General features: G+C 65.8%; 14 protein-coding genes. 10 read left to right on the forward strand and 4 right to left on the reverse strand.

The features are described from left to right. Nucleotides 1-321: 321 nt before the first annotated feature. Nucleotides 322-1,227 (reverse strand): LysR family transcriptional regulator, encoded by a 906-nt coding sequence (locus tag GGR03_RS05705; protein ID WP_183206587.1) that lies wholly within the window; start codon nt 1,225-1,227, stop codon nt 322-324. A gap of 125 nt (nt 1,228-1,352) precedes the next feature. Between GGR03_RS05705 and GGR03_RS05710 the strand changes: the two genes are divergently transcribed. From GGR03_RS05710 to GGR03_RS05755, 10 genes are all read left to right on the forward strand, one after another. Continuing rightward, nucleotides 1,353-2,075 carry a LamB/YcsF family protein gene (locus tag GGR03_RS05710; RefSeq protein ID WP_183206588.1) on the forward strand — a complete coding sequence of 241 codons (723 nt, stop codon included), beginning with the start codon at nt 1,353-1,355 and terminating at the stop codon, nt 2,073-2,075. A 66-nt stretch (nt 2,076-2,141) separates the two neighbouring features. Beyond that, the gene (locus GGR03_RS05715) at nt 2,142-2,375 is read left to right on the forward strand and encodes an acetyl-CoA carboxylase (protein ID WP_183206589.1); all 234 of its coding nucleotides are present in this window, start codon (nt 2,142-2,144) and stop codon (nt 2,373-2,375) included. A 1-nt stretch (nt 2,376) separates the two neighbouring features. Then, nucleotides 2,377-3,741: an acetyl-CoA carboxylase biotin carboxylase subunit gene (locus GGR03_RS05720; protein WP_183206590.1), complete on the forward strand. Its 1,365-nt coding sequence runs from the start codon at nt 2,377-2,379 to the stop codon at nt 3,739-3,741. A 10-nt stretch (nt 3,742-3,751) separates the two neighbouring features. Then, nucleotides 3,752-4,621: a 5-oxoprolinase subunit B family protein gene (locus GGR03_RS05725; RefSeq protein ID WP_183206591.1), complete on the forward strand. Its 870-nt coding sequence runs from the start codon at nt 3,752-3,754 to the stop codon at nt 4,619-4,621. Next, on the forward strand, nt 4,618-5,589 hold the full coding sequence (locus tag GGR03_RS05730; protein WP_183206592.1) for a 5-oxoprolinase subunit C family protein: 972 nt from the start codon (nt 4,618-4,620) through the stop codon (nt 5,587-5,589). The genes GGR03_RS05725 and GGR03_RS05730 overlap by 4 nt, the downstream gene beginning before the upstream one ends. 304 nt (nt 5,590-5,893) lie before the next feature. Next, nucleotides 5,894-6,649, forward strand: coding sequence for an ABC transporter ATP-binding protein (locus GGR03_RS05735; protein ID WP_183206593.1), 756 nt, complete (start codon nt 5,894-5,896; stop codon nt 6,647-6,649). After that, nucleotides 6,649-7,380, forward strand: coding sequence for an ABC transporter ATP-binding protein (locus GGR03_RS05740; protein ID WP_183206594.1), 732 nt, complete (start codon nt 6,649-6,651; stop codon nt 7,378-7,380). The genes GGR03_RS05735 and GGR03_RS05740 overlap by 1 nt, the downstream gene beginning before the upstream one ends. A gap of 1 nt (nt 7,381) precedes the next feature. Beyond that, a complete protein-coding gene (locus GGR03_RS05745) occupies nt 7,382-8,287 on the forward strand; it encodes a branched-chain amino acid ABC transporter permease (protein WP_183206595.1) in 906 nt (301 codons plus the stop codon). Between the two features lie 6 nt (nt 8,288-8,293). After that, nucleotides 8,294-9,388, forward strand: coding sequence for a branched-chain amino acid ABC transporter permease (locus GGR03_RS05750; protein WP_183206596.1), 1,095 nt, complete (start codon nt 8,294-8,296; stop codon nt 9,386-9,388). Between the two features lie 40 nt (nt 9,389-9,428). Then, the gene (locus GGR03_RS05755; protein WP_183206597.1) at nt 9,429-10,622 is read left to right on the forward strand and encodes an ABC transporter substrate-binding protein; all 1,194 of its coding nucleotides are present in this window, start codon (nt 9,429-9,431) and stop codon (nt 10,620-10,622) included. A gap of 180 nt (nt 10,623-10,802) precedes the next feature. Here the strand turns inward: GGR03_RS05755 and GGR03_RS24570 are convergent, their stop codons facing one another. The 3 genes from GGR03_RS24570 to GGR03_RS05770 all read right to left on the reverse strand — a co-directional run bounded on the left by GGR03_RS24570 (nt 10,803) and on the right by GGR03_RS05770 (nt 13,656). Further along, the gene (locus tag GGR03_RS24570; RefSeq protein ID WP_183206598.1) at nt 10,803-11,468 is read right to left on the reverse strand and encodes a nuclear transport factor 2 family protein; all 666 of its coding nucleotides are present in this window, start codon (nt 11,466-11,468) and stop codon (nt 10,803-10,805) included. Further along, complete coding sequence (locus GGR03_RS05765; protein ID WP_183207047.1) at nt 11,465-12,847, reverse strand: aspartate aminotransferase family protein; 1,383 nt, start codon at nt 12,845-12,847, stop codon at nt 11,465-11,467. The genes GGR03_RS24570 and GGR03_RS05765 overlap by 4 nt, the downstream gene beginning before the upstream one ends. Nucleotides 12,848-12,915: 68 nt before the next feature. Then, a complete protein-coding gene (locus tag GGR03_RS05770) occupies nt 12,916-13,656 on the reverse strand; it encodes a LamB/YcsF family protein (protein WP_183206599.1) in 741 nt (246 codons plus the stop codon). Between the last annotated feature and the right edge of the window lie 23 nt (nt 13,657-13,679).

The raw sequence follows: 13,679 nt of genomic DNA on the forward strand, positions 1-13,679 counted from the left end.
ATCCCTAGGTGGAACCTCGGCTTCCCGCGACGGACTTCGACAAACTTCCAGCTTCGTTGAAATTTGTCAATCGAGCGTCCTCCGCCAAGTCCGAAGTCAGACTAAAACTGCAACGCAAGCGCCGAGGAGGAACCGGAGCCGGGAGGCAGGACGTCCAAGGCTGCAGCCAAGTCCGACGCCGATTGCTTCGTGCGTTGGGACTTCAGATATGCGAGGCGTCAAAGATCCACAGATTAGCGTGCCGAGAGCGTGGTTACGGCTGCTGATCCGGATCCAGCGGCATGCGACGAGTCCTCCGCCTCAAGGGCGCAGATGGGAAGGTCAGCCGCCGCCACCTATGGTGACCGACATGAAGGCGCGAAACGCGGCGGCTTGCGGAGAAATGTCCCGGTCCCGCGCCCAGGCGAGACCGACATCCATGCTGGGAACCTTGTCGTCCAGCGCGCGCACCTCGATGCGCTGGCCCTCCAGCGACCAGGGTCGATACACCATGTCGGACAGCACCGTCACGCCCATGCCAGCCGCGACCAGCGACCGGACTGCCTCCACCGACGAGGTCACGAGAACCGTGCGAGGCGTCAGCCCGGCTGCTTCCCAATACCGGGACGCGGTAGTTTTCGCCTCGTCCACCGTCAGGAAGATATAATCCTCGGCCGCAACGTCCGACAGCGTGACTGCAGGTTTCGCCGATAGATGGTGATCGGCCGGCATCCATAAACGACGCTGCGAACGTACCAGCAACTCATGATCGATCTCCTCCATCCGCTTAAGGTTGGAGACGAGCATGACCGCCATGTCGATGTCGCCGCCCACCACGCTTTCCTCCAGCGCATCTCGCGGCAGTTCGATCGCCTCGACCTCGATATGGGGATATGTCTTGCGGAAGCGCGCGTAGTATTTGGACATGAAATAGCCGACCACGGTGTAGGTCATGCCCAGCCTCAGGCGGCCTGCCAGACCCTGGTGTTCGCGCAGCGGACTGTGGATGGCAGCGGCAACCGCACCGGTGATGACCCGCGCGTGATCAAGGAAGCGGGCACCTTCCATCGTCAGCCGGACACCGGAATGGGTCCGGTCGAACAGCCGTTCTCCCAATTCGCGTTCGAGCGCCTTGATCGCGGCGGTGACCGCCGACTGGGAGATGTTCAACTCGACGGCGGCATGACTGACCTGCCCGCTATCCGCCGTGGCTATAAAATAGTCGAGTTGTTTCAAGGTGATGGTCAATTTGCCTCGCAAATAGGCGATCAGTTTTTTCGATAAAACAAACAATAAACTACTATTTCACAACTGCCCATTGCTGCGCCATCATTCTTCAGCGCCGAAAAAGACGGCACCGAGGGGTTCACTGAATGGGCGTGACGCTGAACTGCGACATGGGGGAAGGCTTCGGCCTGTATAAGATCGGCGACGACGTCGGCATCATGCCGCTCATCGACGCGGCCAACGTCGCCTGCGGCTTCCATGCCTCCGATCCGGATCACATGCGGCTCACGATACGCCGCGCCAAGGCGAACGGCGTGAAGGTGGGCGCGCATCCCTCCCTGCCGGACCTGCAAGGCTTCGGCCGCCGCGAGATGAAGCTGAGCCGCGAAGAGGTCGCCAATCTCGTGATCTACCAGGTGGGCGCCCTTGTCGGCTTCCTGAAGGCCGAGGGCATGGTCCTCAACCATATCAAGCCGCATGGCAGCCTTTACGGCATGGCCGGACGCCAGGAAGAGGTCGCGCACGGAATCTGCGACGCTGCCGATGTGTTCGACGTCCCGCTGTTCGGCATGACCGGCACATTCCACGAGAAGGTCTACCAGGCGCGCGGCAAGACGTTCATCGCGGAGTACTACGCCGATCTCGACTATGCGCCCGGTGGAACGCTGATCGTGACGCGCGAGCATGATGCCAAGGACCCGGCGCTGATGGCCGAGCGCTGCGTTCGCGCCATCACCGACGGTCAGGGCACCTGCGAGGATGGCAGCCTGTTCCCGGTTCGCTGCGAAACGATCTGCATCCATTCCGATACGCCGAATGCACTCGACATCACCAGGGCAGTCCGCGACGCGGTCGCGCCCTGGCACTGAAATTGCGTGCCGACCCCCCGGGGGGTCGGATGCTGCCTGTCAAACGACCGCCACTTCGGAGCTAAAATGGCCCAGATCCTGTCCCCGCTTCCCGGCACGTTCTATCGCAGCGCCGCCCCTGACAAGCCGCCCTACAAGGCTGATGGCGACGCCGTCGACGCCGGCGACGTCATTGGCCTGATCGAGGTGATGAAGTCGTTCCACGAGGTTCGCGCGGAGACAGCCGGCGCCAATATCCGCTTCCTCGTCGACAACGAGGAGCCGGTCATGGCCGGGGCGCCGCTGGCGGATCTCGACTGAGATGCTGAAGAAGCTTCTGGTTGCCAACCGGGGCGAGATCGCCGTCCGGATCATCCGGGCCGCGAAGGACCTCGGCATCGCGACCGTCGCGGTCTACTCGGCCGCCGACGCGGAAGCGCTCCATGTCCAGATCGCCGACGAGGCAGTCAACATCGGACCGCCGGCGGCCAAGAAGTCCTATCTCAACATCGAGGCGCTGCTGAAGGCGGCCGCCGATACGGGCTGCGACTCCGTCCACCCCGGCTACGGTTTCCTGGCGGAGAACGCCGACTTCTCCGATGCCGTGAAGGCGGCAGGCCTCGTCTTCGTCGGTCCGTCCGGTGACGCAATGCGGCTGATGGGCGACAAGGTGTCGGCCCGAACAGCTGCGGCGAAGGCTGGGGTGCCGGTCGTGCCCGGCTCCGCCGGCCGCGTCGACGGCATTGATGACGCCCGCGCCATCCTCGAAGAAACCGGCTTCCCCGTCATGATCAAGGCCGCTGCCGGCGGCGGCGGGCGCGGCATCCGCATCGCCCAATCCCAAGCCGAATTCGAGCAGGCCTTCCCGCAGGCCGAGGCGGAGGCGCTGGCTGCCTTCGGCGATGGCGGCCTCTACATGGAAAAGGTCATCGGCAAGGCCCGGCACATCGAGGTCCAGGTGCTGGCCGACGGGACCCGCGCGATCCATTGCTACGAGCGCGAATGCTCGCTGCAGCGCCGCCGACAGAAGGTCTGGGAAGAGGCGCCGTCACAGGCCCTTTCGGACGCTCTGCGCGAGAGACTGTGCGCCTCGGCCGTGGCGCTCGCCGAGGCCGTGAACTACTCGGGCGCGGGCACGGTCGAGTATCTCTACGACGACGAGGCCGACTGCTTCTACTTCATCGAGATGAACACCCGCATCCAGGTCGAGCATCCGGTGACGGAAGCCGTTACGGGCATCGACCTGGTGGCCGAGATGCTGCGGATCGCCGGTGGCGAGCCGCTTCGGCTCAAGCAGTCGGACATTGCGGTCAAGGGCCATGCGATCGAGGTGCGCCTGAACGCCGAGGACCCTGCAAAGGACTTCGCGCCGTTCCCCGGCACGGTCGAGGATCTGCGCATTCCCGGAGGCCCGGGCGTGCGTTTCGATTCGATGCTCTACCAGGGCTATCAGGTGCCGCCCTTCTACGACTCCCTGCTCGCCAAGCTGATCGTGCACGGCGAGACGCGGGAGGCGGCCATCGACCGTCTGGTCCGTGCGCTGGGCGAGCTGCAGATCGGCGGGCTCAAGACGACCAGGCCGCTCTTCCTGGCCCTCGCCGCCGATCCGTCGGTGCGCGCCGGAAACGTCCACACCCGCTGGCTGGAAGGCTGGCTCACCGAAAACGCCGCAGCGCTTGCGAACTGAAGGAGACCCGATGGCGATCCGATTCAACTTCGGCGGTGACGAACATATCTTCGGGGAAGTATCCGAGGAAATGTCGCTCGCCTCCTTCTTTACCGGCCTGTCGATGACCAATGCTGTGAAGCAGGCCGGCATCAGGGGCGTAACCGAGATCTGCCCGGCCAATGCGAGCTTCCAGATCCGCTTCGACCCGGACCTGATCAAGCCGCAGGATCTCCTTGCCGAACTGAAGTCGATGGAGAGCGCGGCGGCCGCTTCCGATCCGGTGCTCGACACCCGCATCATCGAACTGCCGGTCTATTTCCAGGACCCCTGGACGCACGAGACCATGTTGCGCTTCCGCGAGCGCCATCAGGACCCGTCCTCGAGCGATCTCGAATATTCCGCCCGCATCAACGGCTATGCGACGATCGAGGAGTTCATCGCGGCCTATGCCGGCCAGCCATGGTTCGTCTCCATGGTCGGCTTCGTGGCGGGCCTGCCCTTCCTCTACCAGATGGTCGAGCGCGCCCGGCAGATCCAGGCGCCGAAATACCTGCGTCCGCGCACCGACACGCCGAAACTCACCATCGGCCACGGCGGCTGCTTCGCCGCGATCTATTCGGTGCGCGGCGCCGGCGGCTATCAGATGTACGGCGTGACGCCGGCTCCGATCTACGATCCCGAGCGAAAGGTCCGCTACCTCACCGACGAGATGTGCCTGTTCAAGCCCGGCGACATCGTGCGCTTCAAGGCGATCGGCCGCGACGACTACGATGCGACGCTGGAAGAGATCGCGGCCAACAGGTGGCAACCGACCGTGCGCGACGCGACGTTCAGCCTGGCCGACTTCGACAAGGACATCACCGGCACCAATGCCAAGCTGATGGAGCTGCTGAAATGACCGTCAAGGTTATCTCCCCCGGCCTCGCGACGTCGGTGCAGGATCTCGGCCGCCCGGGCTACTACCATATCGGCATCCCAGAGGGCGGCGGCATGGACCGCTTCGCCACGCGCATCGCCAACCTGCTGGTGGGCAACGAGCCGGGCGCGGCCCTTCTCGAGGCGACGTTCCTGGGACCCGAGCTGGAATTCACGCAGCCGGTCACGGTCGCCGTCACCGGCGGCGAACTGCCGCCCAAGCTCAACGGCGAGGAAAAGCCGACCTGGGAAAGCTTCGAGGTGAAGGCCGGCGACCGGCTCTCCTTCGGCTACCTCAAGGGCGGCGCGCGCGCCTATATCGCGATCTCCGGCGGCATCGACGTGCCTGTCGTGCTGGGCTCGCGCACGACTTACGTGCTGGGCGCGCTCGGCGGCTTCGAAGGCCGCGTGCTCAAGGCCGGCGACGAACTGCCGATCGGCCAGGGCGCGGGGAAGGCTGGCAAGTCCCTGCCCGCTGAATACCGCCGCCCGGACAAGGCGCAAGCCGAACTGCGCATGCTGCCCGGCCTTTACTGGCATCGCGTCACCGATGCTGCCGGCAAGCGCTTCTTCGAAGAGACCTGGAAGGTCGCCCCGGAAGCCGACCGCATCGGTTATCGCTTCAAGGGTGGCACGCCGCTCGACTTCGTGCCGCGCGAACCGCCGTTCGGGGCAGGCTCCGACCCGTCCAACATCGTCGACGCCTGCTATCCCTACGGCTCCGTGCAGGTGCCGAGCGGCACCGAGCCCATCGTGCTCCACCGCGACGCGGTCTCGGGCGGCGGCTACATGATGCTGGGCGTCGTGATCTCGGCCGACATGGACCTGATCGCGCAGCTTCAGCCGCATATGCCGGCCCGGTTCGTGGAAGTGACGCTCGACCAGGCGCTTGCCGCCCGGGCCGACGCGACGGCGACGCGGAAGCGCGCCGAGGACTACCTGGCCGGCTGATGCCGGTCGCAGGTCGCCGCAAGGCTTCGGGAGACTTTGACCGGGCAACCTGCGGAAACAAGGTTTCCTGCCCCGAAGGGGCTGGAGGGAGGAAGCGGTCGGCCGATCCGGCCTCCCGCGCGCCGGCGACGAGATTCGGCGCGCGTAACGACGAGACTATGCCGGTGACGGCAGAAGATTGGCCATCCCAGCCGCCCGACAAGGGCGGCAGGGACCGAAGGGGAAGACATCCAGCCACGTGACCGGCGCCTTTGCCGTCCTGTCGCTGCAGGCTTTCTTCATCGGAGAATAGAAGGGACGGCGCATGAATCATCTGAGGGCGGAGATGGTCTCGGTCGCATTCGCGGGCCTGAAAGCTCTTTCAGCGGTCGACTTCGAGGTGACGCCGGGCCGCATCAGTGGCCTGATCGGCCCGAATGGCGCCGGCAAGACCACGCTGGTCAACGTCCTCACCGGCTTCCAGTCGCCGACCGAGGGTGCGGTGAAGCTCGACGGGGCGTCGCTTGCCGGCATGAAGCCGCATCAGGTGCGCCGCAAGGGCATCGCCCGCACGTTCCAGGGCGGCCGCCTGTTCCGCGACCTCGCCGTCGTCGACAATCTCGAAGTGACCGGGGTCGGGCTCGGAATGAGCCGCCGCGCGGCGGTGGCCGAGGCCGAGGCCATGCTCGAGTGGATCGGCATCGGCGCGCTGGGCGAGCGCATCGCCGGCACGCTGCCCTATACGGACGAGCGCCGCGTCGCCATCGGCCGGGCGCTGATGGGCCGGCCCGCCTATATCCTGCTCGACGAGCCTGCCGCCGGCATGAGCGGCCCGGAAGCCGCCGAGCTTTCCGCATTGATCCGGCGCATCGCCACCGACCTCGGCTGCGGCGTGCTGCTGATCGAGCACAATGTCGGCCTCGTCCTCGGCCTGTGCGAACATATCGTGGTGCTGGACTCCGGCGCCATCATCGAGCAGGGCCCACCGGCCGCGATCCGCGGCAGCGAAAAGGTGCGCCACGCCTACATGGGCACCGCCGCCGATCCCGACATTCCCGTCGAAGCGCTGGAGGTCGTCTGATGACCGCCTTGCTGTCGCTTACCGGCGTCACCGTACGCTATGCCAGCCTGACCGCCGTCCGAGACGTTTCCTTCGAGATGGCCGAAGGCGAGATCCTCTTCATCACCGGCCCGAATGGCGCCGGCAAATCGTCGCTGCTGCGCTCGATCGCCGGCGTCACGCACTGCGCCGGCGGCAAGATCACGCTCGGCGGCACCGACATCACGGCCGAAAAGCCGGAGAACATCGCCCGCATGGGTTTTTCGATGGTGCCCGAGGGCCGTGAGGTCTTCGGTTCGCTGACGGTCGAAGAGAACCTCCTGGTCGGCACCGGCATGCACACAGGCGCCAGGCGCGGCCGCGTCGCGGACGAGCTTGCCTCGGTATACGACACGTTCGCGATGCTGAAGGAGCGCCGCAACGGCCAGGCCGGCCTGCTTTCCGGCGGCCAGCAGCAGATGCTGGTGATCGGCCGGGCGTTGATGACGCAGCCGCGCCTGATCGCCATCGACGAGCCGTCGCTCGGTCTCGCGCCCAACATCACCGACCATGTCTACGAACGGTTGATCGCGCTGCGCGCCCAGCGCGGCCTGACATTGCTGATCGTCGAGCAGAGCTCGACCCGCGCCGTCATGGTGGGCGGACGCATGCTGCTCATGCGCGGCGGCCAGATCGTTCTGGATGGCGATGCCCGCGAGCTCGGCAACAGCGCAGCCATCCAGGCCGCCTATTTCGGCTACGAGGATCATTGAGATGCTGCAGATCCTGTTCGACGCGCTCTCGCTCGGCTCGCTCTACGCCCTCGGCGCACTCGGCATCGCGCTGATCTTCGGCGTGATGCGGCTGGTCAACTTCGCCCATGGCGACGTCATCGCCTTCTCGGTCTTCGCGCTGCTTTGGCCCTCCACCGACGCGCTGGCGATCGTCTTCGCAGGGCTCCTGCCCTGGTACCTGCTCGTGCCCTTCGTCCTGATCGTCGGCGCGGCTCTTTCGGTTCTGTGCGAGATCGTCGTCTATCGCCGCTTCCGCCATGCCAATCCGGCGACGATGATGATCGCCTCCTTCGCCCTCGGCTTCGTCATCCGCTACGTCCTGCTGATGCTCTTCACGAGCCGGCCGAAGTCGATCTCGCTCCTGCCGGGACTCGGCCAGCCGATCGAGATCTTCGGCGCGCGGCTCCCTCTCCTGCAGCTCATCACCATCGTCGCCACGATGCTGATCCTCCTGGCGCTGACCCTGTTCCTGCGCCGGACCCGGTTTGGCCTGGAGATGCGCGCCGCGGCGGAGAACTTTTCGATGGCCCGCATGCTGGGGGTGCGGGCCAACAACGTGATCATGGGGGCCTTCGCCATATCGGGTGCGCTCGCCGGCGCCATCGCGCTGATCTTCGGCAGCCAGACCGGCACGCTCGACATCCAGATGGGGGCTTCCGTCATGCTGATGGCCTTCATCGCCACCGTGATCGGCGGCCTCGGCAGCCTGCCCGGCGCCGTGCTTGCCGGCTTCCTGCTGGGCGCGGCATCGGTCGTCATGCAGGTCGTCCTGCCCATCGACGCACGCGCCTTCCGCGACGCCTTCGTCTACGGCGCCGTCATCCTCATCCTTCTGTTCCGTCCGCAGGGGCTGATTTCTGCCCGCGGCACCAAGGAAAGGATCTGATCGATCATGACCGCTGCCGCCCCCTCCACGACCGCCGAAGCGGTTTCCCCGGCTGCCGTCGCCGAGCACAAGCCAGCCCGCTTCGCGCTCGCCAGCAAGACGATCATGACGCCGATCCTCTTGGCGCTGCTGCTGATCGCGATCGCCGTCGTGACCCATGTGACCGGCTCGCGGCCCTTCAACCAGACCGTGATCGACCTGTTCGTGCGCGTCACGCTGGTCGTCGGTCTCTACATCTTCATCGGCAATTCCGGGATCCTGAGCTTCGGCCACATCGGCTTCACCTGCCTCGGCGCCTATGCCGCCGCCTGGATGACCATCAACCCGATGATGAAGGCCAGTGCCCTCCCGGGCTTGCCGCAGTTCGTCCTCGACATGCGCCTGCCCTACTGGCAGTCGGCGGTGATCGCGTCCCTGTTTGCCGGCGTAGCCGCGCTGATCCTGGGTCGCGTCCTGATGCGGCTGTCGGGCATCGCCGCCTCGATTGCCACTTTCGCGGTGCTGGCCATGATCAATACGATCTACGCCAACTGGGACAGCGTGACCGGCGGCACCTCGTCCGTCGTCGGCATCCCGATCATCCGCACGATCTGGCCCTATCTGATCGGCGCCGTGGTGGCGGTCTTCATCGCCTGGGCGCATGCGATCTCGCGCTCGGGCCTTGCGCTGCGCGCCTCCCGGGACGAGCCGACGGCCGCGGCCGCATCCGGCGTCGACATCCCGAAGGAGCGCCTCGTCGCCTTTGTCGTGTCGGGCGCCGTCATGGGCCTTGGTGGCGCGCTTGCCGCTCATTCGGTCGGCGTCGTGACCCCCGATGCCTTCTACCTCGGCCTCACCTTCATCACGCTCTCCATGCTGGTCGTCGGTGGCATGAGCAGCCTGTCCGGTGCGGTCATCGGCGTCGTCCTGCTTTCGGGGCTGATCCAGCTCCTGCGCTGGATGGAAAACGGTGTCTCGATCGCCGACACGACGTTCGCGCTGCCCAGGGGCGTGCAGGAGATCGCCCTGGGCATCATCATGATCGTGATCCTCGCGCTGCGCCCATCCGGCCTTTTGGGCAATCGCGAGGTCACCTTAACCCGTAGCAAACGCAGCAAATGATCGCCGGCCGGAAGCCGACGGTCGAACAAAGGAGACGTGCATGTCCTACAAGGTGAGACTACTTGCGACGGCCCTGGCCTCGGTCAGCATGACGCTCCCGGCGCTTGCCGACGACGAGACGGTGACGATCGGTTTCGCCACGGCCCAGTCGGGCGCGATGGAAGCGTACGACAAGCCGGCCGACGAGGCCGCGCTGATCCGCATCGACGAGATCAATGCTGCCGGCGGCCTGCTGGGCAAGCAGATCCAGGTGGTGCGTGCCGACACCAAGTCGGATCGGACCGAAGGCGCCAAGGCGGGCCTGACGGTGCTCGACCAGGGCGCCGACCTCGTCGTCGTGTCCTGCGATTACGACTTCGGCGCGCCGGCAGCGCTCGCCGCCCAGGATGCGGGCGTCGTGTCGTTCTTTTCCTGCGCGGAATCCGTCATGGCCGGCATCCAGGGCGTCGGCTCGCTGAGCTTCTCGGGCTCGGTGCTGGCACCTGTCCAGGGTGCCGCGATGTCGGAATGGGCGTTCAAGGAGAAGGGGGCACAAACCTTCTACAAGCTGCTCGACACCTGGACCGTCTACAACAAGGGAATCTGCGACGGCTTCGACTGGATGATGCCGAAGCTCGAGGAGCAGGGCGCCACGTTGGTCGGCGAAGACACGTTCAAGAACGAGGACGCCTCCATCGCTGCCCAGATCACCCGCATCAAGGCTCTCCCGGAGGAGCCGGACGCCATCATGCTCTGCACGATGATGCCGGGCGGCGTATCGGCGGTGAGGCAGATCCGCGCGGCCGGCATCAATTCCATGATCCTCAACGGCTCGGGCATGGACGGCAGCTACTGGCTCGCGGCCGTCCCCGATCTTTCCGAGTTCTACATCCCGGTTCAGGGTTCGATCTACGGCGATGATCCGAACCCCGAGGTGAAGAAGTTCAACGAGGCCTACAAGGCCAAGACCGGTTCGGATCCTTCGAGCCAGTACGTCTATCCGGGCTATGTCGCCGTCGATGTCTGGGCGAAGGCGGTCGAGCGCGCCGGCACGACGGAAGCCGAGGCGGTCGTGGCGGAACTCGAGAAGATGACCGACGAGCCGACGCTCTTCGGGCCCCGCACCTTCACTTCCGAACTGCATCACCAGAACCAGGCACGCTACCTCGTGGTCAATGTCGACAAGGGTGTGCCAGGCGTGGTCGGCGAGTGGCAGCTTTCCGAGCCGGTTCCGATGGAAGCCATCGTCAAGTAGGCCAAGGATCGGCACCGGCCTGTCCGGTGCCGGAACAGCAATGACCCGGTCGCTGCAAGGCGGCCGGGTTTCTTCGTTCTATACCGGTCAGATGCGAATTCCGGAGGACGGTCCCCCACAACCCCGCTCCAGTAGAAAGCCCGACCTCAGCCGTTCCCAACCGATCTCCAGGACCTGAACCTATCCCCGCGCCTTGCGGTAGGAGTCCTTCAGCGCGATCAGGTCGCCGGAGAACGCGAAGACGTCGCAGCCGTCGACATCGACTTTCTGGCCGCCCGTGCTCGTGCCGACGAAGCGCCAGGACGACAGGCCGGTGTCGCCCATGATCGCGTGGCGGCCGTTGGTCCACGCGGCTTCGGGAAAGGCATCGAACAGGCCTGCGTAGGCGGCGCGCACCGCCTCGCGGCCGACATGCCTCTTGCCTTCCGCGCCCGGGCCGGCCGACGCGTTGAAGGCGCAGTCCTGCGCCATGCAGGCCATGAGCCCTTCGACGTCGCGCGCGTTCCACGCGCCCATGAAGCGGTCGAGAACGGCCAGTCGTCGTGCCGAAAGATCGCTGTCGACCACCTCGACCTCGAGGAAGGCCAGCGGCGTCTCGCCGTCATTGATGACGTTGTGGGCCACGCCGGTGCGCCGCGAATAGGGCACGCCCTGGGTGAGCCTCGCCTGCTGCGACGCGCCGCCCGGCCCTTCCAGGCCCAGCGTACCGTCGGTCAGCGGCACGATGACATAGTCGTGGCCGTGAATGTGCCAGCCGGTTTCGGCGCCTGGCGCGAAGCGCCATTCGGTCACCTTGAACCGGTCGTCATCGATATGGACGACGGGTTCTGCGGTTGCCCGGCTCATTCCAGACCTTCGGCAGCAACCGCTCCCGTCAGCCGCTCCAGCGTGCGGTCCATACGCGCCATGAGCTCGCCGACCTCGTCCTCGGTGATGATCATCGGTGGGCAGAGCGCCAGCTGGTCGCCGATGGCGCGGAAGATCAGGCCTTCCTCGTGGCCGATGGCGGACGCGATCTGGCCGGCGCGGCCGACCTTGGCGAAGGGACGCCGGGTGGGCTTGTCGGCGACGAGCTCGACCGCGCCGATCAGGCCGGTGCCGCGCGCTTCGCCGACCAGCGGATGATCCGCGAAGGAGCGCAGGCCGGCCTGGAAGACGCCTTCCAGGCGCGCCGCATTGCCGAACAGGTCGCGCTCTTCCATGATCGCGAGGTTTTCCAGCGCCACCGCCGTCGCCACCGGGTGCCCGCTGGCCGTGAAGCCATGGCCGAAGATGCCGAGCTTCTCGGAATTGTCGGCGATCACCTGGTAGATCGGTTCGGACAGCATGATGGCCGCCAGCGGCATGTAGGACGAGGTGATCTGCTTCGACAGCGTCATGATATCGGGCGTGAAGCCGTATTTCTGGCAGCCGAACGGCGTGCCGAGGCGCCCGAAGCCGCAGATGACCTCGTCGGCGACGAGCAGGATGTCGTTGGCGCGGCAGATCCGCTCTACGCCTTCCCAGTAGCCGACCGGCGGTGGCAGGACACCGCCGGCTGCGATCAGCGGCTCGCCGATGAGGGCAGCGATCGTATCGGCCCCTTCGGACAGGATCACCGCTTCCAGCTCTGCCAGCAGGCGAGCCGTGAAGTCCGCCTCGCTCTCGCCTTCGGTACCGAACCGATAGAAATGCGGGCAGGTCAGGTGGTGCACCGGGATCGCCGGCAGGTCGAAATCCTTGTGGTTCACCGGTAGTCCGGTGAGGCTGCCGGCTGCGATCGTGATGCCGTGATAGCCCTTGATGCGTGACAGGAACTTCTTCTTCTTCGGCCGGCCGAGCGCGTTGTTCATGTACCAGACCATCTTCACGATCGTGTCGTTGGCTTCCGAGCCCGACGACGTGAAGAAGGCGCGTGTCAGCGGCTCGGGTGTCATTTCCGCCAGTTTCTCGGCCAGCCGGATCGACGGCTCATGACCCTTGGACGAGAAGGTGTGGTAATAAGGCAGCTTCAGCATCTGCTTGTAGGCAACGTCCGCCAGCCGCTTCTCGGAGAAGCCGACGCCGACCGACCACAGCCCAGCCAGACCCTCGATATATTCCTTGCCGCGGTCGTCATAGACGTGGATGCCATCGCCCCGCGCAATCACCAGCGGGCCGTTCTTCTCGTGCAGACGCAGGTTGGTGTTGGGGTGCAGCGTGTGGGCAATGTCTGCCGCCGCGAGCGAGTTCGAGAGCGTGTCCATGGCAGCCTTCAGATGCTGGAGCGAATGGTGGACTTCGAGGCTTTCCTCGATGCCGTGGGTGAGCATGATCATGGCCGGGCAGTCCCGGCGCCCGGCGCCGTATCGATGACCCGGCGCACCCGCTCGGCGACGTCGCGGGCGTTCGGCGGATCGGAGTGGATGCAGACGGTCTGGAACTCGACCTTGCGCACGCTGCCGTCGGTCGCGACCAGTTCGCCCTCCGTCAGCGCGCGGGTCATGCGTTGCTCGATCGCATCGAGATCGATCGCCGATTGCTGACGCGGGATGATCAGGCTGCCATCCGGCGCATAGGTGAGATCGGGGAAGAATTCGCCCAGGAACGGCACGCCAAGCTCGCTCGCAGCCGTCTCATGGCAGGTGCCCGCCAGGCCGAAGACCGGCACGCCGAAGGGTTTGACGGCCGCGGCGATGGCGCGGGCCGTATCCATGTCGCGCGCGGCCATGCCGTAGATGATGCCGTGCGGCTTCACATGGGAAAGCGCGACGCCCTCGGCGCCGAGGATGCCGCAAAGCGCGCCGATCTGGTAGAGGAAGGCAGCCGTCAGTTCCTCAGGCTGCAGTCTCATCTCGCGCCGGCCGAACCCTTCTCGATCGGGCAGGCCGGGATGCGCGCCGACGGCCTTGCCGTGGGACTTGGCCAGCCGCACCGTCTTCAGCATCGTCCAGGGATCGGAGGCATGGAAGCCGCAGGCGACGTTGGCGCAGTCGATATGCGGCATGATGCCGGCATCGTCCCCGAAGCGCCAGTTTCCATAGCTCTCGCCCATGTCGCAGTTCAGTGTGACCATCGTCTTCGCTTCGTGGCTCGGTT

The organism is Aurantimonas endophytica (assembly GCF_014196845.1).
GTDB lineage: Bacteria > Pseudomonadota > Alphaproteobacteria > Rhizobiales > Rhizobiaceae > Aurantimonas > Aurantimonas endophytica.

What these genes read in the sequence shown, in the direction of transcription:
- GGR03_RS05770 (WP_183206599.1), bottom strand. Translation starts at nt 13,656, where the DNA reads ATGGTCACACTGAACTGCGACATGGGCGAGAGCTATGGAAACTGGCGC.
- GGR03_RS05755 (WP_183206597.1), top strand. Translation starts at nt 9,429, where the DNA reads ATGTCCTACAAGGTGAGACTACTTGCGACGGCCCTGGCCTCGGTCAGC.
- GGR03_RS05765 (WP_183207047.1), bottom strand. Translation starts at nt 12,847, where the DNA reads ATGGACACGCTCTCGAACTCGCTCGCGGCGGCAGACATTGCCCACACG.
- GGR03_RS05750 (WP_183206596.1), top strand. Translation starts at nt 8,294, where the DNA reads ATGACCGCTGCCGCCCCCTCCACGACCGCCGAAGCGGTTTCCCCGGCT.
- GGR03_RS05710 (WP_183206588.1), top strand. Translation starts at nt 1,353, where the DNA reads ATGGGCGTGACGCTGAACTGCGACATGGGGGAAGGCTTCGGCCTGTAT.
- GGR03_RS05730 (WP_183206592.1), top strand. Translation starts at nt 4,618, where the DNA reads ATGACCGTCAAGGTTATCTCCCCCGGCCTCGCGACGTCGGTGCAGGAT.
- GGR03_RS05745 (WP_183206595.1), top strand. Translation starts at nt 7,382, where the DNA reads ATGCTGCAGATCCTGTTCGACGCGCTCTCGCTCGGCTCGCTCTACGCC.
- GGR03_RS05725 (WP_183206591.1), top strand. Translation starts at nt 3,752, where the DNA reads ATGGCGATCCGATTCAACTTCGGCGGTGACGAACATATCTTCGGGGAA.
- GGR03_RS24570 (WP_183206598.1), bottom strand. Translation starts at nt 11,468, where the DNA reads ATGAGCCGGGCAACCGCAGAACCCGTCGTCCATATCGATGACGACCGG.
- GGR03_RS05715 (WP_183206589.1), top strand. Translation starts at nt 2,142, where the DNA reads ATGGCCCAGATCCTGTCCCCGCTTCCCGGCACGTTCTATCGCAGCGCC.
- GGR03_RS05735 (WP_183206593.1), top strand. Translation starts at nt 5,894, where the DNA reads ATGAATCATCTGAGGGCGGAGATGGTCTCGGTCGCATTCGCGGGCCTG.
- GGR03_RS05740 (WP_183206594.1), top strand. Translation starts at nt 6,649, where the DNA reads ATGACCGCCTTGCTGTCGCTTACCGGCGTCACCGTACGCTATGCCAGC.
- GGR03_RS05720 (WP_183206590.1), top strand. Translation starts at nt 2,377, where the DNA reads ATGCTGAAGAAGCTTCTGGTTGCCAACCGGGGCGAGATCGCCGTCCGG.